This window comes from Limnobacter sp., assembly GCF_964228395.1.
Taxonomy (GTDB): Bacteria; Pseudomonadota; Gammaproteobacteria; order Burkholderiales; family Burkholderiaceae_B; genus Limnobacter.
On sequence record NZ_CAXQZX010000158.1, the window covers coordinates 1 to 25533 of the forward strand.

A 25533-nucleotide genomic window follows, 5' to 3' on the forward strand; every position below is an offset into this window, starting at 1 on the left:
GAATCGGATGCAATGGCGACATTTTCGCCTTGCATGCCCCCTCGGAAGGGACAAGAAGGGAACCACGGGCTGATCCCAGGCCCAGTGGCTTGGGCCGCCTCGGTCTAGAAGCGCGGCGCACAGCACCCCAAAGGGCCAACCCCAGGCCAAGAGGTTTAAGCCGCCTCAGCGTCCCGCGCTACAATGAGGGTTGTTTCAGCCCCCTTTACGCAGCATGAACACTTGGCAAGCAGGCCGCTTCAACCTCACCCTTACCCCTGGCAAGCCTCTGGTGATGGGCATTGTGAACGTCACGCCGGACTCGTTTTCCGATGGTGGAGACCATGCTCAAGCCAAAGCGGCCATTGCCCACGCAGAGCGTTTGTTAAAAGACGGGGCCGACATTTTGGATCTGGGGGCCGAATCCACCCGCCCCGGGGCGCAGGCCGTGCCGGTTGATGAAGAATGGGCACGGTTGGCTCCAGTGCTGGCCGAGGTGGTGCGCTGGAATGTGCCTGTGTCTGTTGACAGCATGAAGCCGCGGGTGATGCAACTGGCCTTGCAAGCTGGCGTAGACATTTTGAATGACGTCAATGGCTTCCGCAGCCAGGCGCAGGCTGGTGAGCCCAGTGCTTTGCAGGTGCTGGCCAGTAGCCCAAGGGCTGGCGCGGTGGTTATGCACATGCAAGGGGAACCCCGCAGCATGCAAAACAACCCGATGTATGGCGATGTGTGCGGCGAGGTGATGCAGTTCTTGCGGCAGCGCTTGGAGGCTCTTGAACAGGTGGGCGTGATGCCCACGCGTGTGTTGGTGGACCCAGGTTTTGGATTTGGCAAAACCCTTGAGCACAACCTCGCTTTAATGCGCGCCACATCTGAGTTTTCACAACTGGGGGCCGGGGTGTTGATTGGGGTTTCTCGCAAGCGCATGATTGGCGAAATAACAGGCCGCGAACAGCCCAAACAACGCTTGGGAGGTTCTGTGGCTGCAGCGCTTTATGCAGCGCGCATGGGGGCTGCCGTGGTGCGCGTGCACGATGTGATGGAAACCCGCGACGCAATAGCCATGCAAGAGGTGCTTTTTAGGGGTGCCTTGTAGGCTGGGCGAGGGCTAAAATAGTCGGATACCGCGCTGCGGCGTGCCCTTTTTGTATTGATGTACATCACTTTTTTAAAACACACCTGTAAGCACATGAGCACTCGACAATATTTTGGAACCGATGGCATTCGCGGCACCGTGGGCCAAGCCCCCATGACACCTGACTTCGTGCTGCGACTCGGGCAGGCCGCCGGAACAGTGCTGGCCCAGCATGAGGGCAACGGTCGACGCGCAAAGGTTTTGATCGGTAAAGACACGCGGGTGAGTGGTTACCTGCTAGAAAGCTGCCTGGAGGCGGGTTTTACCTCGGTGGGGGTGGATGTGGTGCTTGTGGGCCCCATGCCCACGGCCGGGGTGGCCTATTTGGCGCGTGCGCTGGACATGTCGGCTGGGGTGGTCATTAGTGCTTCGCACAACCCTTACCCGGACAACGGCATCAAGTTTTTTTCGGGCCAAGGCACCAAATTGCCCGACCAGTGGGAGCTTGAAATTGAAGAGCAATTGGCCCAAGGCGCAGCCTGTAAGAGTTCTGAAGAACTGGGCCGCGCGCGCAGACTGGACGATGCAGCGGGCCGTTACATTGAGTTCTGCAAAGGCACCTTCCCGCGCGATAAAGATTTGCGCGGTTTAAAAATCGTCGTGGATTGCGCCAACGGCGCGGCCTATCACATTGCCCCAGCGGTGTTTCGTGAGCTGGGTGCCGAGGTGGTGGTGCTGGCTGATAAGCCCGATGGTTTGAACATTAACAAGGGCGTTGGTGCCACTCACCCGGAGGCTGTGGCCAAGGCGGTGTTGGAGCACAAGGCTGATTACGGTTTTGCCTTGGATGGCGATGCCGATCGGTTGATTTGCGTGGACGCCAGTGGGCGCATTTTTAATGGCGATGAGTTGTTGTATGCCTTGGTCGCTGAGCGGCTGCAGGTGCTGGGAAAAGTGCCCGGCGTGGTGGGCACACTCATGACCAACCTTGGGTTGGAGTTGGCCTTGCAGCAGCATGGGATCGCGTTTGAACGCGCCAAGGTGGGCGATCGCTATGTGTTTGAAAAGCTGCAAGCCAATGGCTGGAGCTTGGGCGGCGAGAGCTCGGGGCATTTGCTGGTGTTGGACAAACATTCCACTGGCGATGGCATTGTAAGTGCCTTGCAGGTGCTGCGCGCTGTGCGCAATTTGGGCATGCCTCTGGCTGATATTTTGCGGCCAGTGCACATGTTGCCCCAGGTTTTAAAAAATGCCCGTTTGCCTGCCGGTTACGACTGGACCAACGATGTGAAAGTGCAGGGTGCATGCGAGGCGGTGCGGGCCGAACTGGGTACGCAAGGCCGTTTGTTGATTCGGCCTTCCGGTACCGAACCCGTGTTGCGGGTGATGGTGGAAACCGCAGACAAGGCCCAGGCAGAGAAGTGCGTGGGCAGCATTTTGAACGCCTTGCCCTCGGCATAAAGCCACTGAATGAATACTCCGCTGGCGGCGTTAGAGCATTATTTTTTTAACAATGTGGCGCAAGCCAGCCACGGCACTGGTTTGCCAGTGTGCGTGCTTGCGCTGAGTTGTACAAATGGCACACAGCGTGCCACAACCTCCCACTGGGTGGCTGCTGACGCCCAAGCCGCCTGGCCTGCCCTACTCAGCAAGGTCGAGCAGTGCTTAGGTACGCAACCCAAGCAGCCGGTACAGCTGCGAATAGATGTAGTAAGCCATGTGGAGAAGACCACATGGGGCGTGCTAAAGCACCGCTTGGCCAATACAAAGCGCAATTATTTCAGGTTGGGCATAGCCCTGGATCCCCATTTTAAGCAGGTGTTTTTAGAAGCAGAAATAAATGCCAATTGCGTCTTGCTTGGGCCAAGCACTGTGCCAAGCGCGCAATTGAATGTTGATCACTTCAACAGGCTGGGGCGCATTAAATTTGGTGAGGGTTTTTCACTCACCCACCACGATGACCAGCCGGTTTGGCTTTTTAAAACCGCAGGCATGTACTGGCAAACCGGGATGGAGCAGCCCGTGACGCTGCACGCCGATGGTCCGTTGACTGGGGCGCGTGTGCTGCCGCCTTTGGATGCTGAGGCCTCTGCCAATTTAATTGCTGAAGGCAGTGGTTTTTTACAGCGGCAAGTGCAGTCCGATGGGCGTTTTGTATATGGCCTGTTTCCTTGTTTTGACAAAGAAGTGCCCAGCTACAACACGCTTCGCCACGCCAGCACGGTGTACGCGATGCTTGAGGCTTGGGAATTGACCCGCAGCGCTCCCCTCATGGAAGCCATTGAGCGGGCTTTGAATTGTTTGATCACCCAACTGATTGTTCGCAAAACACTGCCCGGCGTAGAGCCTGCGCAAGAGGTGGCTTTTTTGGAAGACACGGGCGGGGAAATTAAACTGGGCGGCAATGCGGTGGCTTTGCTTGCGCTTTGTAAGTACATGGAACTGACTGGTGACCAGGGGCACATGCCGTTGGCCAAGCAATTGGCTCATGGCATGGCGGCCATGTTTAATCCGCAAACCCAGAAGTTTGTGCATGTGCTTAACAGCAGCGACCTCAGCATTAAGCAGGCATTCCGAATTGTGTATTACGACGGAGAGGCGTGTTTTGCGCTGCTTCGTTTATACAAACTCACCCGCGCGCCCGCATACCTCAGTATTGTTGAACAGGCTTTTGAATATTTTATTAAAGCAGGGCATGACCAAACCCATGACCACTGGCTGAGCTATTGCGTGAATGAACTCACGATATACAAACCGTTGCAGAAGTATTTTGAGTTTGGGATTCGCAATTTCAGCTCGTATCTGGATTTTGTGTTGGAGCGCATCACCACCTTCCCAACTTTGCTGGAATTGATGATGGCGGCTGAGACGATGCTGCAGCGCATGCACAAGGAACCTTCATTGCATGCCTTGTTGGCCACCGTGAATATTGAGAAGTTTTACCGGGCGCTCCATCACCGAGCCAACTACTTGCGTAGCGGCTTTTTTTGGCCGGAGTGGGCCATGTTTTTTAAAAATCCGCAGCGCCTGCGTGGTGGGTTTTTCATTCGTCATCACTCCTTTCGTGTACGCATTGACGATGTAGAGCATTATTTGTCGGGCTTGGTGGCTTACCACAAGTTTTTGACACAGCGAGTGCCACTTGTAGGCCATGCCAATTCGGTCAATGAAGTATCTGGGGACCTACCTGTGTACGCCGTTCATCTGCCTGCTGATTTGAGAAGCCAGCTCAACGGCGCTCTTGATCCCGGTCTGCTGACTGAAATTCGTGGCGGAAAATTGCATCACATCGCAGCTAGGCAATGGTCGGCCATGTGTATGGCGGCTGAGCGGTTGGGTGTTGTGCTCAGTCCGTTAAGCGTTGCTGACACTTATCGATCATTCGCTTTGCAAGTGCGAATATTCATGGATCGTTATGAGGTTTGCAGCGAGGGGGCGATCGGTGCCGTTGTTTGGCAGGGTAGGCAGTGGCAACTTAAAAGTGGAAAGACGCCTTGCGAACTACCCGGTCACGATACGCACGGTCTGGGGCTTTCGGTTGTAATTGCTTTGGACAGAGGGGGACGTGTTTTGGCGTGGCTAAGGCAATATGCCACGTTGTTTGGCTTCTGTTGGTTGGCCGGTGGCTCTGCGGCTCGCCTTGTTTATTTTGCGGGTGACAATGTGCTCGATGTTAAGCCCACGGCGCCACTCAACATGGAACAATTTGAAAGTTGGAGCGCGGAGTTCATATCACGTAGTACGCCTGGCCAATGGGTGATTAAGCCCCCAGATGGTTGGCAGGCAACCGGTTTGTCTGCCTGGGCAGGGAGTGCCGAAGACGGACATGTTGTGATGGTAGGCAACCAGCAAGATGTGCGAGGGGTGAAACTTCCATGGCTAATCAAGTCGGGCTTGAAACCTTCGGCCTTGATCGTCTGCAACACCACCGTGAATGAGTTGCATGGCACGCCATTACAAGAGACACCTGTTTATGCGGTTAGCGACCTACAGTCTGCACTTACGGATTTGGCTTATGCAGCCAGGCGGATGTTTCAAGGCAAAGTGATTGCTGTTACTGGCTCGGCAGGCAAATCAACCACTGTGAGCATGTTGGCCCATGGTTTACGTCCCATCGATCAGGATGTATATAGCACCAAAAGCAACGCCAATTTGCCATTTGGTGTGGCTTGGAATATTTGCCAGGTTAAATGGGCGGCCCGGTTTTCTGTTTTTGAGCTGGCCGTGGGCTCTATGCCTGAGAACTCCCGGCTTGCTCGACCGGATGTTGCGGTTATTACCAACATCGGTCCTTCTCATTTGGAGTATCACGGCACCACCAAAAACATTGCGCTTAAAAAGGCAAAAATTTTTATGGGGGTTCCCAGCGGGGGCGCCGCGGTGATCTGTCATGACACTGAGTATGCCATGCTGCTGATGCGAGAGGCAGAAACGCAAGGTCTTCGGGTACTGAGCTACGGCATCCACCCGGAGGCGACCATACGCGTTGAACTGTCAGCAGATTCTTCTACCACCTGGGTGGGGCCTTGGACGATTTACTCCCCTCAAGGAGCTGTGCAACTGAATCTTCAGAGCGGTGGAAAGCATCGAGTGATGAATGCTTTGGCATGCCTGGGGGTGGCCCTTGCGTTGGGAGAAAACCTACAGCGCATGGCGGATGCGCTTGCGGATGTTCAACCGCTGCCGGGCAGGGGGCGGTATTACAAATTTGACATAGAAGGGCGTTCGATTGCTTTAATCGATGAGAGCTACAATGCCAACCCTTTGTCGATGAGTGCAGCGATTGAACAAGCGAATACCTCATTCCAGCGGGGGGCATTTAAGCGAAATGTGATGTTGCTTGGTGACATGTTGGAGCTTGGTCCAGATGCCACGCGCCATCACATGGAGTTGTTGCCATTAATTGCGCGTTGCAAGCCGGATCTTGTGCTGCTGTGTGGCCCACAGATTGCGTGTTTGGAGCAACCCCTTGTTGAGGTCGGCTTGAAGTGCGTGAAGCATTTTCATTCAATTGATCAGTTGCTGGACAAGTATCCTGCGGGGTTGGAGGATGGCGATCATGTGTTGGTGAAAGCATCCAATGGCGTCGGCCTTCATCGCTGGGTGGCCCACTTGCTTGATCAGCAGGCGTCATGATGTTCGGCAAGTTGACACGTCATCTAGGTCGTTATCTGCCAAGATCTTTATTGCTTGCTTGTTTTGTAGGTGTTTGGGGTTCTACCGCTCAGGCCCAGGTGCCCGCGGGTTCGGTGTATTTGTGCAAAGGTTTGAGTAAACACTGTGCCAAGTTTGTTGGTCACGGCGCATTCAGGTTGTTTTACACCACAGAGGGTATTCATGCCGTGTCAGATGATGACGGCAATCGCAATGGGATCCCGGATCGCGTAGACGATATTTTAATTCAACTGATTGCGGCAGATTGGTGGTTCGAGAATGTGTTGAAATTGACTCCCCCGCTTCAACAGGCTCGTTATGCGCATGCTGCAGGCATTGAGTTGCACATCATGAACCTGGATACCGGCAGTGGCTTGGCCTTCGATGAGCCAACCAAGCCCAGTTGGTATGAGGGTTTGATTGCCAACAGCCCCACGCTGAAAATCAAGCTGAGCGCAAGGGTGGATGCTCGAAGCAACCCAACGCCAGCGCATGAGTTGTTTCACCTTTACCAATATGGTTATACGTCTTTTAAAACCCAATGGTTTACCGAAGGCATGGCGCGATGGATTGAAGGTCCTTTTTCAAAGAGGTCGATGTTTATTTCCAGGTCTGCACCCATGGACTGTAGGGCCTTGAGCGGCATGTCGTACAACGCAAGCGTGTGGTTTGAGGCCTTGTCTGTTGACTACGGTAAGCGTATTGATTTTGAGAAACAGCCGATGAAACTGGATGGGTTTTCTGACTTTCGTTATGTGGATGGTTCGCCGGTGTTTGCTTCAAGGGTGGACGGGCGATTTACTGCAGTCAAAACTTGGCTGGAAAAGGCTCGCGACCTGACCGTGGTGGAGGGAGAGCGTTTGGGGGTTAGGCATGGCCTTTGGCCAGAAGCCCTTCAGAGGAGCAATCAGTTTGATGAGGTGCTTTGCAATACCTTGACGAAGCTGTGAGGTCGTAATATAATCCCGCTTCTTTGTCGGGGCATAGCGCAGTCTGGTAGCGCATCTGGTTTGGGACCAGAGGGTCGAGGGTTCGAATCCTTCTGCCCCGACCAATAAGCCGAGGGTGTTCTATCCTTGTCCAGTTGGGGGTACTTCCCCGCGCTTGTGCGAGTTACATTGCAAACTCTGCCCGTAGCTCAGTTGGATAGAGCATCGGCCTTCTAAGCCGAGGGTCGGGGGTTCGAACCCCTCCGGGCAGGCCAAAGAATTTTGAAAAGTTACCCTGTGGCGGGGTTAGCTCAGTTGGTAGAGCAACGGATTGTGATTCCGTGGGTCGTGGGTTCGAGCCCCATACCTCGCCCCAAAAAAACAGGTATGTACTCGAGACATCGTTTACATATCATTCTTGAGACATCGTTAACACCCTTGGACCAAAGGGGTTATCGATGGGCTCAACTCTACACGAATCCAAGTCAAAGTATCCCAAGTCGTAATTCATGAAGCTGACGAGCCAGATGCGCTCGTCAACTTGTTTTATACCCACGTCGTGCCCAGCCAGAACCGTACTCAGGTGAATTTTCTTGCGTCCAACGCAGATGCGCCCGCATGCGGTGATGGTGACGGTTTTATCGTGGAATGGGCAGTACACCGGCGGCACGCCGGTGTACTGACGCTCTGAGGGCTTGTAAAGATCGCTGGGGCGTTTCATCTCGATGGCCTGATGTGGACGCTCATTGTTGTATTCGTGGACAAATCGCTCGAACTTCTCCTGTTGCTGAAGCATGTTCATGCCTGAGGGGCGTGTACAGTGCTGCTTGAGCGTGCGATGCATGCGTTCGTGTCGACCGTTTTGTTGAGGATTGCCGGGTTTAATTCGCTCTATGGCAATACCCAGCCTGAGCCAGTAGACCGACAGCTTGCTCAAGCCGTGAATGGCATGGGGTGAGGAGAAAGGCACCCCATTGTCTGATCGAATGGCGCCAGGCAAACCGAACTCCCTAAACAGGCGTTCAAAGGCGGTGATGGTCATCTGCTCTTGAGTACTTTCCATCGCTTCGCAACAGATCAAAAACCTGGAGCTGAAGTCAGTCACCGTCAGTGGGTAACAGTAACGCCTGTCGCCCAGCATGAACTCACCTTTGTAATCAACACACCACAGGTCATTGGGGCTCTTGGCCGTGCTCAAGGCTGTACCTTGAGCACGGTATCGACGGTTCTTGCGTGTTTTAACCAAGCCGTGGCGGTCCAGCACGGCGTGCACCGTGCTGGTGGCTGGGGTTGGAATGTCTGGGAAATGGCTGATCAATCGCTCACGAATCTTGGGCGCTCCCCATAGGGGCCACTGTTGCTTGATCTTGACGATCTGCTGCTCAACCTGAAAAGGCAATTGGTTGGCAAAGCGCACAGGCCTTCGGCTGCGATCAGTCAGCGCCTCAAGACCGCTTTCCCGATAGCGGGAGACCACCTTGTGGCCTGTCACCCGAGAAATGCCAAACTCGCGGCAAAGCTCTGAAATACTCTCTCCCTCGAGGTACCGAGCAACAAATTTCAGCTTCTCGTCCATCTTCGTACTTTCGCTCCAAGGCATAGTCGGTCCCTCTTATGCCAAAAAACTGTAAAGCATGTGTCCGGAATAATCTGTAAACCATGTCTCGGTAAGTACACCAAAAGGCCAATTACACATTTGCAATTGGCCTTTTTGTTTTGTCTCAGAACAAGCCAAACCTTGGTGCCCAGCCCAAACTTCTTATGAAGTTTGAAGGCTTTAAAAATACCAAAGCTATTCAATCCACATCACCCGCAAAGTGGGCGGAAGGCTGACCTCCTTTAATTCGCTGACGGTGGCGTAAATCAAGTACCGTGGGTCGTGCGCATTCAAGGCGATGAATTCGTCGAGCGACTGGATGGGCGGCAGCGATCGCAGGCGCTGCTGATAAAACGCCAGGTTGAGGTCGTCGAGGTAATCAAACCAACTGCTTTTGTAGTGAATGCGCGTGAACTCGTCGGACACGCGTCTTTCTTTGCGAATGGCGAAAGCCACGGATTTGCCGTTCAGCTCACGCTGCACGCCCTTGAAAACTCGTACTACGCTGCCCCTCTGTATTTCCTCAATGCCAAGCTTGCTGGGACCGACAATCACAAAGGTGTCGGCAGCCACGGCGCCAGAAAAAAGCACGCAAACAATGAGTACTAGCCAATTTGACCAAGGCTTGGTGCGCATGGTGTTATACATCGCGCCCTCGCTTAAAACAGTCGGTTCAATGACAGTGTCAGAATATTGGCCTGCTGCGAGCTTCCAGCCGGTGCATCAAAGTAGATGTTGGGTGGGTTAGAAGATGCATTCACATGCAGAAGTTCGGCTTTCAAAATCGTCTGTTGATCAAAGCGCATGGACAGCCCGGTTTTTACACTCCATTGACCAAATGTTTGACCAACGCGGGTGATATTGCGGGCATAGCCGAGGTAAGGCTTGTAGGGCGACTCTAGCCAGGTGGCATTGGCGGACAATCCCAGGGACTTAAACGCTGGCAATGGCACTTGGGTGCCGCTGCCGGCCAATGTGAGGTCTTGGTCAAACGAAATCAGTGCGGCCTCCAGCGCAAGCTGAACCACCTCGGGCGCGCTTTCCCAAGCCAGGGAGGTGAGGCTGCCCTGCCCCGACACCCGCCCGGAGGGCGTGAGCAGATTGGATTCAAATTCCAGATGGGAAGCAAACACGGCCGATTGGTCGGCAAAATGGTGGCTGCCAAACACATTGGCGCCTTTCAAATCATAGGGGTGGTAACTCACGGTTTGCCCGTTTGCACCCAGTGCGCGGGATTGGGTGTCTTTGGTGCCGGCACTGAATCCGATCTCGCTGTGGGTGTCGACTGTCAAAAAAAGGCGTTTGCGAATCGACAACGCATCGCTGCTTAAAAAACCGGGGTTAACGTAAATTTCTTTAGGCAATGTGGCTTGATTGTAGGTGCTGCCCACCTCCAGATTTTCTGCATTCCGGTAAACATTCAAACGTTGTCGGCCAAGCTTTGCAATCCAGTGGTCACCAAATTCATGTGCAAGGTAGGCCCAGCGCACCACGGGTCTTAATCCTTTGTCACTTTCTTCATCGGAGGCCAGGGCCACTTGTGTGGTAGCCCAGGTGTTGGGGTTGAAGGCATAGGTGCCCTGTATTCCCAGAATACTGCTTGCATCGAAGGTACCGCCGGAGTCGATGAAACGGTCATAGCGCGTGCTGGAACTGGAGATGCTGTAGTTTACTGTTGCAAAGCCAGACACTTGAAACGGTGATTCAGTGCTGGAACCGTGCCCTGCCACGGCCTGTGATGAGATAAAAAGCATGGCCATTGCCATGCGCAATGGTGTGATGTTGATGAAAGTCATGGTGTACTGGGCTTAAGCCATTTGTTGTGTTTGTTGTTGCAAGGCGTGTTGCCGGTGATTGTTGACGTGATGCAAAATTTGGCGCGAGGCAAATTCAAGGTCAAACGGTTTTTCGATGATCTCTTTCATGCCACTGGCAATGATGTGGCTGCGCTGTTCGATCACCACCCCAGCGGTGAGGGCAAGAATTGGCGGGCATAGGCTTTTAAAGCGTGCAAGCAAAATTTGAGCGGCTTCAACCCCGGACAACCCATCGCCCAAATTGATGTCCATGAGCACCACATCGTACTGGGTGGCCTCGGTGAACTGGTCAAGGGCCAACTCGCCAGACTCCACCCAATCCACCACCATGCCTTGGCGACTCAGCAACCGGCTGTTGATTTTGGCGTTCATCACGTGGTCTTCAACCATGAGCGCTTTGATGCCTTTTAAACAGTCTGGGCCTTGCGTAACACAAGGTTGGCTGGGGTTGATTTCGCCTGCCACGTGCGGCAGCGAGAAAAAGAACACCGTGCCCTCGCCGGGGCTGGACTCGACGAACAGATCTGAACCCATGGCTTGCACCAATCGCTTGCTGAGGGCCAGCCCAATGCCTGTGCCCCCAAAACGGCGTTTTGTGCCCGAGCTGGCTTGCTTGAAGGGTTCAAAGATGGTGCCCAAGGCATGCGACTCGATGCCAATGCCTGTGTCTTCTACCCGGAAAGACACGGTGTCGCCTTGCGCATGGGTATGGCGCTGCGCTTTTAAGGTGACCTGACCTTCGGGCGGGGTAAACTTGATGGCGTTGGACAATAAATTGGCCAGCACTTGCTCCAATTTGGCTGCGTCGCCCAAGATGGGTGTGTTCAAGTTGACATCGCACACCATGCGCAAGCCAACATTTTTGTTGGCTGCCATGGTTTGGTGCAAATGGGCGAGCCGATCACACAGGGCCTGTACCTCAAAGGGCTCGCTCACGAGGGACACGCTTCCATTGCCCAGGCTGTTGTAATCGAGCGCAGAATTCACCAGGCTCAAGAGGCTTTTGGACACGGCGGTCATGGTTTTCATTTCGATGGCGTTGGCCTGTCGATGCTCTGAATTCATGATGTTGAGCGTGCCCAACAACGTGGTCAGCGGGGTACGAATTTCATGGGCCAACAAACTGCCGAATTCTTCGCGTTCTTTAACGGCTTGGGTGAGTTGCGCCACCTCTTTGGCCCGGGCCAATCGAAGCTCGTGTTCTCGCAATTTGACTCGGTCAATGAGGGAATTAAAACGCGTATTCAGGTGAGCCAAGGCTGGCTCGGTGAGGTTGAGCTCCAAATGCTGGGGGTGACTATCCCGCATCTTGGCCAGTTGGTCGCTCATTTGCTTCAGTGGCGTGAACAAGGCGTGCTTCATTTTGGCGATAAAAATGAGCAACACCGCCAAGGTCAGCGAGGCCAACAGCACTTCAAGGGAGGTTTTCCACTGCTGGATCACGAGCAAATCTTGGTCCAACACATTGGTGCGCTCCAATTCCATCTCGTGCACAAACTCAAGCAATCTGCGAATTTCGTCCAGGGTGCCGCGCGCTTGTTCTACCGCCATTTGTTGGGGCAGCATCAAGCCCAGTGCGTGCCCCTCGGGCCGCTGAAGTGCTTTGAGACTTTCGATCATGGGGAAGGTTAAGCCCCCTACCCGCTCATAAATGGAACGCAGGCGCTCAGTTTTTGCGTCCCGAACCACGTTGCCCAAAAGTGTTTGAAAGCTGCGCACTGCCACCCGAAACCGCTCTGCGTTTGTGGGGTCAGCCGATAACAACTGCCCCTGCACGCTGTTGACAATTTCTTGCATGTTCAAGGTCAGCTCTTGATTGCTCACCAACAGGTTGGTGATATTGCGTTGCTGCAGCAGTTTTTCCTGGCTGATGCTTTCGTGCCAAAGGTACAGGCCAAGCCTCGCCAATAAGCTCGTGATTAACAGAGCCGCCAGCAGATACGTGGTAGCCCGTATTGAGAGGGCGCCAATGTGGCGCTTGGGTTTGTACATCAAACAAGGCCTTTGGTGATGGGTTCCTGGGCGCTTGGAGCTTGGCAAACTCAGTATCGTTTTTTAATGTTTTATTTAATGTTAACGCTGTTTACTGACACAGTGGTTGAAAGATTGTTACGTAATTTTTACCACACCAACCCGCACCGAGCACCTAGATTCGGTGCGGGTTGAAGCACACACCTGATTACTGCACTACACCATGAATCACCGATGGTTTCAGCGAACTGGAGGGGTTTGCACCCACGCTACCCACCAAAGTTTTTACGTTGTTGGTGGGGGCCGAGGGCAGGCTTAGGCCAAGGGGCAAACTCAAGCTATTGGGTGCGCCGGTGCAAGTGGCCTCGGCCACACGGCCAAAGCGCACCTCGCGGTCCAGGTATTTCACAAAATAGCTGGTGTTTCCATCCACCAACTCAGTGCCATCCACAATGCTGAATTTGGGCACATACCGCGTGTTGGGACCGCACTGCACTGCCTCATTCGTGCCCGGGTCTACACAAGTGCCTGGAATGCCGTGCAAGTTCCCAAAGCCTTGGTATTCAAGCACCACCGTTGAACCAATCAAGGGGTCATTGGCTGGCAAGGTGGTGTTGCTGGTGCTCACCACAAAGTTGAATTTTTTTGGCGGATCAAATGTGATGGGGGTGGTTGAACCCACGGGCACCAGGCCTTGGTATTGGTTCCAAGTGTTGGGGCCTGTTTCGTACTGGTAAACCTCGTCCAGATTGGCCACCTGGCGACCACAATAATGGGTGCCAGTGGGGTTGGCCTGACCGTTTGCGTCACAGCGAACCGACGATGCATCGGATGCCAAGAACATTTGCCCCGAATAAACCCCCCAGCGGAACTGTGAATTGGACAAACCATTGGACGAGCTTGCATCCACCGCAGATCCGCCCTGTTGCATCACACCGCCGCTAAAGCTGTACTGCACTGGGGGAGCCGCACCGCCACCGGGATTGATGGGCACTGGCGAGTAATTGACCTGCTGCCCATTGACCGCTTGGTAAACCGTTGAAGGGTCATTCAATGCACTGCCGGTGGCGGGGCATTGGCTAATACAAATCAAGTTGAGCGAATCTGCCACTGCTGGGGACACGACTGTGCGCACGCGGTACACCACGCCCGTTGCTGCATCAAATTCGCCTGTGCTGGGCACAGTGATTTGCACATCGCCCCCCAGCGAGGGCGAGTAGCCCTGAAGAACGGTCATGTTGTTGTTGCGCAGTTCTGTGGCGGACAATGAACCGGACTCTGGCGTGGAGGTTTCACCATTCTGGTTGTGTGAAATACTACGCACGCGTTGCAACTGCTGACCATTCCAGATCACTTCCACCTGCTGGAAGCCACTCATGCTGGGTAAAAACAATCGAATGCCCTGGCCTTTTACATTACCCAGGGTGGTGCTTACGCGGCTAAGGCGGTTTAATTTGCCGTTGGCGCTCACCAGGTTGTAGGTTTGATTGCTGTCGCTACGGGCCAGCACAGCGCTGTTGTCGGCTTTCAGTGCTGCCAGTGCTGCCTCTGGGAAGAACACCCCATAAAAGCCGGCAAACCCCCACAACTGGCGACCAGCAAACGCGCCGCTGGTGGGCGTGTAAGTGAGTGCAAAGCCTGGGTTGGCCAGCACATACCTGGAGCCAGTTTGGGTGTACACGCCATACCGCCAGGTGGAGTACTCGGCGTTGTTGCGGCTTCGGTCGAAACAGCTTTGGGAACCCGCGTTTCCGCGCAGATAATGGCTCGCGCTGTAGGAAAAGGCTTCGTCCACGTTGTTGTTGGGGCCTTGAATGCGCACCCGCCCAGCGCCCGTGTTGGTGCCATTTTGTTGCAGCACCAATTGTGTGGTCTGTTGCCCTTGGCCGTTGTCGTTCTCTTGCTCGTAGAAGGTGACTTCGCTGCCACTGGCCACCAGCATGCCTTTGGATTGCAGGGTGTTCAAGTCTGAGCTGGCATAGCCTTCAAAGCTCAAATTGAATCGACCATTCGGTGAGCTGGCGCTGGGAGCCTCCTGAATTTCGGCATAAATAAAAATGGTTTGCTCGCCTCCATCACCCGTAAAAAACAGGCGACCACGAATGATTTGGCTGGCCGTGTTGCTGGCCCGCGTGGTGTTAATCAACACGCGAACGTAGTTGATGGCGCTGTCGGCACCGGCGCTGGTGGTTTCGCCGCGGCTTTTGTCAGACTGACATTGAATTTCGTCCACCAAGGCCAGGTACTCACCTTGGTTTACAAAGGCATCGGCCCTCAACTTGCTCATGAAGCACATGATCATATTGACGGTGGAGATGCGATCCAGCGCGCGGTCTTGAACATATTCGCTTTGGCGATCTTGCAGGTATTCACCGGTGTTGGGGGCGCCAATGCCCACCGCCACCATACCCATGGCCAAAAACCAGAATACTCGGCGAGACCAAGCAGACTTGTTGAGGATTTGTTTCATGATTTGCCCCCCTCAATTGCTTGGTGTGACCACGTTGACCTGGCTGGGCGTTGTGATGCCCGAGGGCTGTGTGGCGGCCCCACCGCCTGCGGACGATGATCCACCGCCTCCGCATGCGTTCAAAAGGAATAAAAAGGGGAACAGCAGGAATGCAAGGCGCTTGAACATGGCGAGTCTCCAGATTGTCTGCTTTTAGTACTGGACATACTATCGACAGACAAACTGTGGACCATTGAGAAAGAAGCGAGGGAAAACCCTGTCTTTTTTGGGGACCCCGCAGCCCTAACCCTGCAGGGGCTGCGCCAAAACCCACAGACCCACGCTGGTGAATATAACCATGAGTACCAACATCGGCAATTGATTGAGCAAAGCATGAACAGGTGAGCGCTCCAGCCGCAAGGCGTGGCGATGGGCCAACCACACCGCTGCCACATGCCCCAGCAAGATGAGCACCACCTGGCTGGCCCAAATGTTGGCCATGTCGGGAAGCCAGGGCAAACGACCTGTGATGGCGTTACCAAAGATATTCCAGCCCCAACCGAAGGGGTCGGAGACCATGCCCCGTATTTTCAGCCCCTGGCTGAATAACAAGGTGTAATAGTGAGTGAGGTGATATACCACCGCAATGGGTACAAGGCTGGGGGTATGAACACACACCAAAGCCCACAAAGACTGCTTGCCACGCGACACCCAACGCCCCAAGGCCAAAAAGCCTGCAAACAGCCCCAGATAAACCAAGGGCAGCACCATGAGCAAGAACACTTCCCATGCAATAAACACCGGCCGCACCGTTGGGTAAATTTTCATGGGATGTTGACCAAACCACGATGTAAGAAGACCAAGGGGGTCTTGCCAAAACACATTGAAGTACACCTTGGTTTCGCGCAGGCCATCGTAGGCAGTTGAGGCCAGCAGGAAAAACACAAACAACACATGGGCAGGATGAACAATGCGCGTGTTGTGAAACCGTGCGAATGGCCACGTGAGGCGAATGCGTATGCGGCCATGGCTGGGCCTGTGCAGGCGAATCGGCGAGCAATCGGCAAACAGCCTGAACAGCACGGCAAAGGGCTCGCCGCGTTGTAACCAGCGCGTGGCCCCAAAGGCCCAGATGCCCAAGCCATTGAACAAAAGCCAGGCGGCAATCAGCACAGCCAAGGTTCTGGGGTTGCTGTGCACAAACAATTCAATGGCCACCAAACCAACAAACTGAAGCAAGGCTGGCCAATGCCCCAACCATGCGGGGTATTTAACCCGCGCATGCCCAAGCGGCAGGCATGCCCAAGGGTGTTGGTGTTTATACCAAGGGCCAATCAACATGGACAAATAGGCCCCGCCCAAAGCAAACCAAATCCAGAAAAAGGTCATGTTGATGTTGCGCTGGCTATCGCGGCTGCCCAGCAGCCCAGCCACCACACAAAACACCAAGGCCAGCAACAGAAGCACGGCCCCCACATGCTGAATGCGCCGCCATTCATTGGCCTGGATGGGCAATGACAAAGCCAACACCGGGCTGGCCTTGGCGTTGCGCCGGCCAGCCAGGGCCAACAGGGCAAACGACAGCAAGAGCGCCAATACGCAGCCCAAGATGTACATGTCATAGGGCATGGGCAGTTGCACAGGCTCGCCAAAAGCATGGGCAAGCGCGGCACCAGGCGCCAAGCCCAGCAAGGCCAGCGCCAGTGTTTTTACAATCATCGTGTGGCCTGCCGCTTAGCGTGGGTTATTGCGGTAGTAAGCATTCTCCCACATGCGCACATACACCTCCGCCGAGTTGTACAGGGCGTCAATGGCTTCTGAGCCGCCCTCTAGCCGCACTTCTTCAACAAAGTCGGCCACCATGCCGTAGTGCGCCATGCCCACTTCGTCGATGTGCCAAAACTTTCCGCTCTCTGGAATTTTTAGCAGATCCACTTTCATGGGTGGCAGGGACTGATACCTTGGCCCCCAACCTTCACCACGGAACAGAGTGAATGGGTACTCCACGGGCTTTGCATTGCCGCCACGCGGACCGGGGTGGCCACCAAAACCGTTGGCATCGGCCCCATAACCCAGGCCCAGCAAGGTGTTGTCTACACCTGCTTTGGTACGCCAAAACTTCAGCTTCTGCAAAAACTCTTTGTGCTTGGTGCCATTGCCCTTGTAGGGGTAAATCACGCCACCGGCCCGCAGCATGCGAATGGCTTGGTCGCTGGTCAAGCCACCGTGTGCGTCATGGCTGGAGGCCATGGGGTAAGGGGGGTCCATGGTCTCAGCCAGGGCCAGCATCATGTCTTTGCTGTGGTATTCCGAGTGGTCGATGTCGATCACAAAGCCGCGTTTCATCATGGCCTTGATGGCGTACATGCCCAGGTCGGTGATGGTACGTGCATTGCAACGCACGCCGGGCGGGTATAAAGGGGCCTTGCCGCCAGCGGCTTCAAACAACAATTGCGTTAAGGGGTCATTGCCACTGCCCGGAATGTTCGGGGTCATCACCGCACCAGGCTCACGAACGTGTGGTTCATCTTTCGGGAACGCGCGGCACTCCGTGGTTTTGAAGAAGCCACCGGTGTCCAGAAAATTCAGGAAATTCATCACATCACCAATGAATATGCCTGCACCACCCAAGGAGCTGTCGATGTCGTGGAAGGGGTACACATGGCGCACACCCAATTCCCAGAGTTTCTCAATTTCCTGGTCGATGGACTCGGGGGTGCACTTGCGAACTTCCGACCCATCGGGCAGAAAGGTGACTCCACAATTGAACACTTGGGCAACTTCTACACCCAGAATCACGGCCAATTTGCCCTGAGCAGCCACCTCACGCGCCTCAGCAGGCGAGCGCACGATGCGGTACCAGCCTTTGCCAGGGCCACCGAATTGCGCATCAATGTAGTCTTGCACGTCGTAGAGGTACTTCACCTGTTTGGTGGCCACACCCATGTCGTCACAATCGGCTTGGGGCTTGCCTGCGTAAGTTTGACCCACACGGCACAGTGCAGCGATGTTGGTGCCGTGGTTTACCATCACACGCAAACCTGCGCGCCACGCGCGTTCAACCCACTTGTGATACATCACCTGGTGGGTTAAAAAGTTTCGGCGTGGCCAGTCTACAAACGTTGGCCAACCTTTGGTGTCGTGCCGGCCCGTGGGGTCGGCTTCCAGAATGTTGTTGGCATCGCGAATGCCATTGGGGCCGTGGAATTCGGCACAATCGCCCAGCGCGTGCGGCACGCCAAAGCGATGCACCACTTCACCGTACAACACACCACCGGCAGACGGGCCCACATTGCCCGCCAAAGACATTTCGCTGGACATGCCCATGTGCGTGTGTGTGTCTGCAAAACCAATGATGGGCTGGTTTCCGCCCTTGCCCTTGTAGGGCTCGCCTTCCATGGCCACGGGCATTTCGGGATAAGCCACACAATCTTTGTCGGCCATCAGTTTGAATTGCGAGGCCTCGCCACTGTCGATGCCCAAAACCAGGCCGGCTTCATCGTCAAGGGTCAAGAACCGGCCAGAGGCACTGGTAAACCGATAAAAACCGGATTTTCGGTCGAAACTGGCGGTCCACACCGCTGCATCGCTGGGCTCGGCGCTGGCCACAATGCTGCTGCCTTGAGCAGTCACCATTTGACGATCGCGCCCGTACAACAGGTATTTGCCAAGCTCGGTGGGTCGAAGCGTGAAGCGCTCGGCCGAAGTGGCTGCCCCTGCGCCATACCGCTCAGCGGCCGGCTTGACATATTGGCGATTGGAAGCCGACTGCAAGCCATAGCAACCATTGGCCAAAGAAAACTCAGAGGCTTGAACAGTGGGGGTGGGCACCTCGGAAGGCTGGGTGGGTTGATTGCCAGCGACAGTCGGCGTGGTGTTGTCTTGAGAAAGACAACCAGCCAAGCCCATCACAACGGCAAGCGCTAGAATTTTTTTCATGGTTTGAGGCGCTCCAGGTTTTGGGGGTTATTCAGGCTGTTACCGCCAGCCCCCGGCTTTGGATGAGGGTTTGCCCCAGTATGTGAACGCTATGTCAAACACCCGACACAAGCACATTGTTCAGACGCCGGTTTGCGCTTGTGCCTATAATGTAAAAACGTAGTACCTCTTCCAATGGCCAAGCCATGAACAACACCCCCACCCTGCTTGAAGAGCTGGACCGAAGCCATGCCCGTGCACTGGCCTTGATAACAAGCCTGGACGATCGCTTGCTGGATGTGCCCTACCACCCTGGCATTAACCCGCCGATTTGGGAAATTGGACACTGTGCCTACTTTTTTGAGCGGTTTATTTTTCAGCACCTGGATGGCAACGCGCCAATCAACCCGGCGCTGAACGACATTTGGGATTCTTTTGAGCTGGCGCATGAAGACCGCTGGACCCCGGGCTTGTTCCCCAACAAGGCAGACACACTGGCTTATGTGGAGCGTATCCATCGGGCTGTAAGGCAGCGCATACAACACAAGCCGCTGACCGATGCCGACTTGTATTTGTACAAATACGCCATATTCCATTTGAACATGCACATTGAGTCGCTGGTGTGGTGCCGGCAAACCCTGGGCCACCCTGCCCCGCCCAGTGCTGTGCAAAGTGTGCCTGCGCCCACAACAGGTGAGCCAAGCCGATTGGGCGATGCCCATGTGCCTGGCGGGCAATACCGGATTGGAATGCCAGCCCACAGCCCCGACTACGCCCGTGAAGGGTTTTGCTTCGACAATGAAAAGCCCGGGTTCGACATGGACATTGCGCCGTTTTCGATCTCCAAAACACTGGTGAGCCAAGGCGAGTTTTTGGCCTTTGTTGAGGCGGGTGGATACGAGCGCGATGAATTTTGGAGCATGCCCGGCCTGAAATGGCGCAAGCAACAGGAAGCCCGTCACCCCCTGCACTGGAAAAAACACCAAGGCCAATGGCTGGTGCACTACTTTGACCAATGGCTTCCCCTGGAGCCGCATCTGCCAGTGAAGCATGTGAGCTATTGGGAGGCGCAAGCCTACTGTCAATTTGCAGGCCGCAGGCTGCCCACAGAATTTGAATGGGAGGTGGCGGCCTTGGGCAATACCTCAGCCAAAGCCACACAAGGCGAGTTTAAACAACTGCCTTGGGGCAACGCCATGCACCCCAACAAGGTGGACATGGACGCCACTCACATGGCGCGACTGCCCGTGGACGCTCTGCCTGAAGGCGATGGTCCTTTTGGCTGTCGGCAAATGATAGGCACCGTGTGGGAATGGACGAGCAGTTTGTTTATGCCTTACGACGGGTTCACCATGGACGTGTACCCGTTTATGTCGACCTTGCAATTTGCCACCCACAAGGTGGTGCGTGGCGGCTCGTGCGCCACCTCTTCGAATTTGATACGCGGCACCTACCGCCAAGCCTACCTGCCCGAACGCAATGATGTGTTTGTGGGCTTTAGAACCTGCGCGCTTTAACCACCATGAACAACCCTTACGAAACCGACGAGCTGTTGCATCAATACCTGGCCTTTCACTATGGGCGCGAGTACTTTGGCGTCAAGAACTACGCCGTGCAGTGCGCGCACACTGCTTTGCAACTGATGGCCAACAAGCCCCGCAAACGTGCCCTGGACCTGGGGTGCGCCGTGGGGCGCAGCACCTTTGAGTTGGCTCGTGGATTTGATCAAGTGGTGGGCATCGATTTGTCTGCCCGGTTTATTGAAGCCGCGCAAGAACTTCAGTCTGGCGAAACCCTGAAGTATTTTTTGCGGGACGAAGGCGAACTGGGCCGAACGGTGGAAGCCAGGCTGCAAGACCACCAACTGCAGAGTTTGGCCAGCAAGGTGCAATTTGAACAGGGCGACGCATGCAATTTGCCAACGAACATCTCTGGTTTTGATTTGGTTTTTGCGGGCAACCTGATTGACCGCGTGGCCCAGCCCGAAGCATTTTTAAAAGACATGGCTCAGCGTGTTGTGATCGGGGGTTTGCTGATCATCAGTTCGCCATACACCTTGCTTGAAGAATACACACCCCGTAATCAATGGATCGGGGGCTACACCACAAACGGGCAGGTGCGCAGTGTGCTAGATGGCATGCAAGCCGCACTGGCGCCCCAGTTCAGGCTGGCGCAATCGCCCCTGAATGTGCCGTTTGTGATTCGCGAAACTGCCCGAAAATTTCAGCACAGTGTGGCCGAATACACCGTGTGGGAACGGTTGCCCACCTAAACCAAGGCTTTCAGCGCAACCGGCACACCATTCACAGCCGCATTGCCCGAGGGCTCGTCCAGCCATTGCTCATCGGTGATGTGGTTGCAGCTAACACCAGCGTGCTGCGTGGCCACACCCAAGCGGGTGTCGCCATACACGTGCCCCCAGCCGTGGGGAATGCTTACCACACCGGGCATGATGTGGCTGGAAATTTCTGCTGGCAATGCAATATCACCCACACGGCTTTGAACCTGCACCATTTGACCCTCTTGCAACTGCAAACTGGCCGCATCGTCGGGGTGAATCATCAAGGTGCAGCGCGTTTTTCCTTTGACCAAACGCACACTGTTGTGCATCCACGAATTGTTGCTTCGAATATGCCGGCGGCCTATCAAGGTGAAGGGGTAAGCTTGCGCCGGGGCACCTGCTGACGAGCCAGCTCGAATGCTGCGTGCGTAGGCACCCGCTGCCTTTAACACCTCCATGGGTGCGGCTTGAATTCGTTGATTGGGCGTCTGCAGACGGCCCGGAAAACTTGGGCGCAATGGCCCAAGGTCGATGCCCTCGGGGTGGGCCAGTAATTTGGCCAGGCTGAGTTTGTGCGGGCTGGCGGTGCCGTAGGGGCCCATTTGCAAACCAAAATCCAGCAACATTTGTGGGGGCATGGCGGGCTTGGGTGGTTTGCCGATTTTTTCACCAAAATAAGCGGCCAGTTTGTCCATAAGCTCCCAATCGTCCAGCGCACCATGGGGTTTGGGCAATGTGGGCGCGCTGTATTTGGCTTGGTTGCGCACACCAAAAATATTAAAAATCAAATCGTAGTGGTCGTGCTCCAAGGGGGATGTGGTGGGCAGAATCACATTGGCATGGCGGCTTGTTTCGTTGATGTACAAATCCACCGCCACCATGAACTCCAACCCCGCCAAGGCCTGGTCAAGTTGGCGACCATTGGGAGTGGACAACACCGGGTTGCCTGCAATGCACACCATGGCTTTGATCTGCCCTTCCCCGGGCGTGAGCATTTCTTCGGCCATGATGGCAGAGGGAAATTCGCCCAGCACCTCGGGGCGCTGGCTTACACGGCTATGCCAACGACCAAAACTGCCGGGGCGGCTGTTGGGCGCCGCAATTAGGTCAAGCGCGGGGGTGGTGACCAAAGCGCCGCCTTCGCGGTCCAGGTTGCCCGTGATGAGGTTGAGCAAATACAAACCCCATTGCGCCAAGGTGCCATGCTTTTGGGTGCATGCGCCCATGCGCCCATAGGCCACTGCCTTTGGGGCTTTGGCGAACTCGCGGGCAATTTGGCGAATGGTGGCGGCGGGAATGCCGCACGCTTTTTCGGCCAGTTCCGGGGTGAAGGGCTGCATGGCCTCCAAGGCCTCTTGAAGATCATCGGCCATTTCGGCCAATCGGCCGGGCTTGGCCAAATCTTCATGAACAATCACATGCAAAAGAGCAAACACAAAAGCGGCGTCGCCTGCGGGCTTGATGAAGTGATGCTGGTTGGCCAGCTCAGCGGTTTCTGTTCGGCGAGGATCCACCACCACCAACTGCCCACCGCGTGCCTGCAAAGCCTTGATGCGCTTGGCCACGTCGGGCACGGTCATCAGGCTGCCGTTGGATGCAATGGGGTTGGCCCCCAGCATCAAAAAATAGTCGGTGTGGTCGATGTCGGGAATGGGAATGAGCAACTGGTGACCAAACATCCAATATGCGAGCAACTGCATGGGCAACTGGTCCACCGAGGTGGCAGAAAAACGGTTGCGTGTTTTTAGCAATCCCAAAAAATTGCTGCTGTGGGTCATCAACCCCCAGTTGTGCACGTTGGGGTTGCCCTGGTACACCCCCACTGCATGGCTTCCATGGGTTTGCTGCACTTTGTAAAGGCCCTCGCAAGCCAACTCAATGGCTTCGTCCCACTCAATTTCCACCCACTGCCCGTTGACCTTTTTTACAGGTTTACGCAAGCGGTCTGGGTCGTCTTGAATGTCTTGAAGGGCCACCGCCTTGGGGCAAATGTGGCCACGGCTGAAGGGGTCTTGGGGATCCCCTTTGACCGACACCACGCGGCCTTGCTCCACCTCAATCACCAATCCACAAATGGCTTCACACAGATGGCAGGCACGGCGGTGTTCGGTTTTGGAAGGGGTGGCGCTGATGTTCACAGGGGTCTCCTCGCGGTGGCTTCATTGCTGTCGTAAGGTGATTTTTACACATTCGCTGTGTTTGCTGTGCCTTACAAAGCGTAGCCCTGTGGAATCCGCGATTTTCCAAACTACAACTTAGGGCCTTTGCGCCCTCAACATGGCTTGCTGCGCCCTCGCCGCCATTTCCACGCTGAATTGGTTGAGCACCCAATGCAGGGTGACCAGCGTAATGTCTTGGCCACTTTTGGGTGGCCTGCCCAAAAAGCCCAGCATTGAGTTGACGATGGTGTGGACTTCTTGGGCCAGCACTACGCTTGTGTTGAATGCTTTCATAAGCAGCTCTGCCAACAGGTCCCAAGCGGTGAATGCAAGACTGAGCGCCCCTTGCACGGTGATTAAAGCGACATGCCCCATGTCGAGCAAAACCCTTTTGGTAAGCCTGGCGATTAAATCAAGCAACTGTGCATTGAACATCATGCCCCCACCCAAACGGGCAAACTCACGCAACAAATCAGCCTGAGCAGACAAGGCTGGCGGCATGGGCGTGAAGTCACTCCAACTGCTGCTGTGGGCCATTTTGGAATACCCGCTACTCATCAAATGCGCATCTACGCCCACTTTTTCTCCATGATGAACCAGGAACTCTGACGGACCTTGAGAGGCGTGCGTGTAGGGAAACAGCGGCACCATGGGGACAGGGTCGCAAGGGTTCACCAAACGGCGAATTTTTGCGGATCCAATTTGCTTTGTCATGTCTTGCGCATAACTGACAATACCCACACGAGGCGCACCCATGGTGTACAGGCAGACATTAAAGCCTGCATCACGCAACGCACAGGCATTCAGGTTGGCCAATGCACCACCCAAACTGTGGCCCATGCAGTGGATGACGCTGGGGCGGCTGGCGCCTTTTGCACCAACGAACTCCAACAACTGGCTTTGATAGCTTTTGAAGGTTTTTAAAAATCCGCCATGCACCAGATTGCCACGCGGACCAATACCAAAAGACACATTGGCATTGGTGGCCAAATCAAACTTGTTGTGTTCAAAGTTGGTGCCACGGGTGACCAACATCAATTCGTTGGAACGGCTACCAGTGCCGCGGGCAACAAAGCCAAAGCCGCTTAGGCGGTCGATGTTGAAAATGCCGGATTTGCCAGCGAGTGTGGTGAAGCCGCTGGTGTGGAGTGGTAGACCAGCTTGTTTTGCGGAATCTCCCAAGCTTAAAGAGCTCAAGGTTGTGATTTGACGATTGTCCTTTTTCGGCTCAGCCAATTTAAACGATCGAAAATCGAGATCAGCCTGGTAAGAAAACTCAGCCAGTGCATAAACGAATTTCGGATTCAGCAGAATATTAGTCATAGGTTCGGTTCCTGTATTCTTCCGAAAGCTCAACAACACAGTCCACGACTGGAAGCATTTCGTCCTTTAGCCTTCGGTTCTTTAAATCACATTTCATGCGTATCTGCGGAAGCCCTGTCTCAACATGACCTTCGTAAGAGTGCCGCCCACCGAAATACGCCCCATAATCGACGTCGTCAATTGACAGTTGCACCCGAATACTCACAGTCGGCACATGGAACAACTTGGCCAAAAAACCAAACTCTGCCGCGGCTCGCACCTCGGGAAAATCAAATCGGCCGTCCTCGCGCGTGGTTGTTATTTCGGTTCGGGGTTCGGATTCCATGTTCCAAAAAAGAATGCGCTTGACCGTTAAGCCTGCCACGGGCTTGCCATGGTCAAGCACCTGGCCTTGAACCGCCGAAGAAAGAATCAGGTTGTCTACCCGCACTGCTTGGGCTCCTTGCGAATAAAAAAGAACAAGTACCAACAGCACAAACACGGCCAAATAAACATGGGGCTTGATGCGCATTGTTTTACTTTCAATACAAAGGAAAGTGCACACGCTAGCAGAGCCTTAGCAGATGGCCAAAAAACGCAAAGTTTGCTCACCCCAAGTGGGTAGGCTGCGCTCAAGCTAAAACAGCAACTGTGTTACGGTTGCATGTACTTGCCTTGCTGGAGACCCCCATGCAAAACAACCACGCCATCGAATTGCTGATACAACCCCGGCCCACCGATTTGGGCGAATTTAAAGTGCACCGCGTGCTGCCGCATGCCAAGCGCCGCATGGTGGGGCCGTTTGTATTTTTTGATCACATGGGCCCCGCAGAATTTGAAGCAGGCCAAGGGGTGAATGTGCGCCCACATCCGCACATTGGGCTGGCCACGGTCACTTA

Annotated in this window: 18 protein-coding genes and 3 tRNA genes; 10 read left to right on the forward strand and 11 right to left on the reverse strand. The window is 54.8% G+C overall.

Annotated features, from left to right (window positions below; genetic code table 11):
- The first annotated feature begins 214 nt into the window (after window positions 1-214).
- The 7 genes from folP to ACEQU8_RS13545 all read left to right on the forward strand — a co-directional run bounded on the left by folP (window position 215) and on the right by ACEQU8_RS13545 (window position 7516).
- Entirely contained in the window at window positions 215-1078 is an 864-nt protein-coding gene (folP, locus tag ACEQU8_RS13515; protein WP_370264300.1) for a dihydropteroate synthase, read from the forward strand.
- A gap of 93 nt (window positions 1079-1171) precedes the next feature.
- Window positions 1172-2518: a phosphoglucosamine mutase gene (gene glmM / locus ACEQU8_RS13520; RefSeq protein WP_370264302.1), complete on the forward strand. Its 1347-nt coding sequence runs from the start codon at window positions 1172-1174 to the stop codon at window positions 2516-2518.
- A 9-nt stretch (window positions 2519-2527) separates the two neighbouring features.
- A complete protein-coding gene (locus ACEQU8_RS13525) occupies window positions 2528-6193 on the forward strand; it encodes a Mur ligase family protein (RefSeq protein WP_370264303.1) in 3666 nt (1221 codons plus the stop codon).
- A 131-nt stretch (window positions 6194-6324) separates the two neighbouring features.
- Entirely contained in the window at window positions 6325-7161 is an 837-nt protein-coding gene (locus ACEQU8_RS13530) for a hypothetical protein (RefSeq protein WP_370264304.1), read from the forward strand.
- Window positions 7162-7188: 27 nt separating this feature from the next.
- Window positions 7189-7265: transfer RNA gene (locus ACEQU8_RS13535), tRNA-Pro, on the forward strand.
- Between the two features lie 73 nt (window positions 7266-7338).
- Window positions 7339-7415 (forward strand) — tRNA-Arg (locus ACEQU8_RS13540).
- Between the two features lie 25 nt (window positions 7416-7440).
- Window positions 7441-7516 (forward strand) — tRNA-His (locus tag ACEQU8_RS13545).
- A 36-nt stretch (window positions 7517-7552) separates the two neighbouring features.
- On the opposite strand, the gene ACEQU8_RS13550 is transcribed toward ACEQU8_RS13545, so the two are convergent.
- The 8 genes from ACEQU8_RS13550 to ACEQU8_RS13585 form a co-directional block, all read right to left on the reverse strand.
- Window positions 7553-8740: an IS481 family transposase gene (locus ACEQU8_RS13550; RefSeq protein WP_370264305.1), complete on the reverse strand. Its 1188-nt coding sequence runs from the start codon at window positions 8738-8740 to the stop codon at window positions 7553-7555.
- Window positions 8741-8932: 192 nt separating this feature from the next.
- Window positions 8933-9385, reverse strand: a complete 453-nt coding sequence (locus tag ACEQU8_RS13555; protein ID WP_370264307.1) for a hypothetical protein — start codon at window positions 9383-9385, stop codon at window positions 8933-8935.
- An 11-nt stretch (window positions 9386-9396) separates the two neighbouring features.
- The gene (locus ACEQU8_RS13560; protein ID WP_370264308.1) at window positions 9397-10533 is read right to left on the reverse strand and encodes a hypothetical protein; all 1137 of its coding nucleotides are present in this window, start codon (window positions 10531-10533) and stop codon (window positions 9397-9399) included.
- Window positions 10534-10545: 12 nt separating this feature from the next.
- Window positions 10546-12546 carry an ATP-binding protein gene (locus tag ACEQU8_RS13565; RefSeq protein WP_370264309.1) on the reverse strand — a complete coding sequence of 667 codons (2001 nt, stop codon included), beginning with the start codon at window positions 12544-12546 and terminating at the stop codon, window positions 10546-10548.
- Between the two features lie 187 nt (window positions 12547-12733).
- Window positions 12734-14995 carry a hypothetical protein gene (locus ACEQU8_RS13570; RefSeq protein WP_370264311.1) on the reverse strand — a complete coding sequence of 754 codons (2262 nt, stop codon included), beginning with the start codon at window positions 14993-14995 and terminating at the stop codon, window positions 12734-12736.
- 12 nt (window positions 14996-15007) lie between these two features.
- Window positions 15008-15163 carry a hypothetical protein gene (locus tag ACEQU8_RS13575; RefSeq protein ID WP_370264312.1) on the reverse strand — a complete coding sequence of 52 codons (156 nt, stop codon included), beginning with the start codon at window positions 15161-15163 and terminating at the stop codon, window positions 15008-15010.
- Between the two features lie 114 nt (window positions 15164-15277).
- Entirely contained in the window at window positions 15278-16693 is a 1416-nt protein-coding gene (locus tag ACEQU8_RS13580; protein ID WP_370264313.1) for a hypothetical protein, read from the reverse strand.
- 15 nt (window positions 16694-16708) lie between these two features.
- The gene (locus ACEQU8_RS13585) at window positions 16709-18913 is read right to left on the reverse strand and encodes a peptidase M19 (protein ID WP_370264314.1); all 2205 of its coding nucleotides are present in this window, start codon (window positions 18911-18913) and stop codon (window positions 16709-16711) included.
- Window positions 18914-19098: 185 nt separating this feature from the next.
- Here ACEQU8_RS13585 and senA point away from each other — a divergent pair, with 185 nt between their 5' ends.
- The gene (senA, locus tag ACEQU8_RS13590) at window positions 19099-20409 is read left to right on the forward strand and encodes a selenoneine synthase SenA (protein ID WP_370264316.1); all 1311 of its coding nucleotides are present in this window, start codon (window positions 19099-19101) and stop codon (window positions 20407-20409) included.
- A gap of 5 nt (window positions 20410-20414) precedes the next feature.
- Window positions 20415-21164 (forward strand): putative 4-mercaptohistidine N1-methyltransferase, encoded by a 750-nt coding sequence (locus tag ACEQU8_RS13595; RefSeq protein WP_370264318.1) that lies wholly within the window; start codon window positions 20415-20417, stop codon window positions 21162-21164.
- Here the strand turns inward: ACEQU8_RS13595 and ACEQU8_RS13600 are convergent.
- The 3 genes from ACEQU8_RS13600 to ACEQU8_RS13610 all read right to left on the reverse strand — a co-directional run bounded on the left by ACEQU8_RS13600 (window position 21161) and on the right by ACEQU8_RS13610 (window position 25166).
- Window positions 21161-23311 carry a molybdopterin oxidoreductase family protein gene (locus ACEQU8_RS13600; RefSeq protein ID WP_370264319.1) on the reverse strand — a complete coding sequence of 717 codons (2151 nt, stop codon included), beginning with the start codon at window positions 23309-23311 and terminating at the stop codon, window positions 21161-21163. The genes ACEQU8_RS13595 and ACEQU8_RS13600 overlap by 4 nt on opposite strands.
- 117 nt (window positions 23312-23428) lie before the next feature.
- Window positions 23429-24655, reverse strand: a complete 1227-nt coding sequence (locus ACEQU8_RS13605; RefSeq protein ID WP_370264321.1) for a lipase family protein — start codon at window positions 24653-24655, stop codon at window positions 23429-23431.
- Entirely contained in the window at window positions 24648-25166 is a 519-nt protein-coding gene (locus ACEQU8_RS13610; protein WP_370264322.1) for a DUF6795 domain-containing protein, read from the reverse strand. The genes ACEQU8_RS13605 and ACEQU8_RS13610 overlap by 8 nt, the downstream gene beginning before the upstream one ends.
- Window positions 25167-25324: 158 nt before the next feature.
- Here ACEQU8_RS13610 and ACEQU8_RS13615 point away from each other — a divergent pair.
- Window positions 25325-25533, forward strand: a 209-nt coding sequence (locus ACEQU8_RS13615) for a pirin family protein (RefSeq protein ID WP_370264323.1), incomplete at its 3' end; no start/stop codon positions are given.

Coding starts and splice junctions, on each gene's coding strand:
- ACEQU8_RS13525 (WP_370264303.1), top strand. CDS start 2,528: ATGAATACTCCGCTGGCGGCGTTAGAGCATTATTTTTTTAACAATGTG.
- ACEQU8_RS13575 (WP_370264312.1), bottom strand. CDS start 15,163: ATGTTCAAGCGCCTTGCATTCCTGCTGTTCCCCTTTTTATTCCTTTTG.
- ACEQU8_RS13570 (WP_370264311.1), bottom strand. CDS start 14,995: ATGAAACAAATCCTCAACAAGTCTGCTTGGTCTCGCCGAGTATTCTGG.
- ACEQU8_RS13580 (WP_370264313.1), bottom strand. CDS start 16,693: ATGATTGTAAAAACACTGGCGCTGGCCTTGCTGGGCTTGGCGCCTGGT.
- ACEQU8_RS13560 (WP_370264308.1), bottom strand. CDS start 10,533: ATGACTTTCATCAACATCACACCATTGCGCATGGCAATGGCCATGCTT.
- folP (WP_370264300.1), top strand. CDS start 215: ATGAACACTTGGCAAGCAGGCCGCTTCAACCTCACCCTTACCCCTGGC.
- glmM (WP_370264302.1), top strand. CDS start 1,172: ATGAGCACTCGACAATATTTTGGAACCGATGGCATTCGCGGCACCGTG.
- ACEQU8_RS13565 (WP_370264309.1), bottom strand. CDS start 12,546: ATGTACAAACCCAAGCGCCACATTGGCGCCCTCTCAATACGGGCTACC.
- ACEQU8_RS13610 (WP_370264322.1), bottom strand. CDS start 25,166: ATGCGCATCAAGCCCCATGTTTATTTGGCCGTGTTTGTGCTGTTGGTA.
- ACEQU8_RS13605 (WP_370264321.1), bottom strand. CDS start 24,655: ATGACTAATATTCTGCTGAATCCGAAATTCGTTTATGCACTGGCTGAG.
- ACEQU8_RS13555 (WP_370264307.1), bottom strand. CDS start 9,385: ATGTATAACACCATGCGCACCAAGCCTTGGTCAAATTGGCTAGTACTC.
- ACEQU8_RS13595 (WP_370264318.1), top strand. CDS start 20,415: ATGAACAACCCTTACGAAACCGACGAGCTGTTGCATCAATACCTGGCC.
- ACEQU8_RS13585 (WP_370264314.1), bottom strand. CDS start 18,913: ATGAAAAAAATTCTAGCGCTTGCCGTTGTGATGGGCTTGGCTGGTTGT.
- senA (WP_370264316.1), top strand. CDS start 19,099: ATGAACAACACCCCCACCCTGCTTGAAGAGCTGGACCGAAGCCATGCC.
- ACEQU8_RS13550 (WP_370264305.1), bottom strand. CDS start 8,740: ATGCCTTGGAGCGAAAGTACGAAGATGGACGAGAAGCTGAAATTTGTT.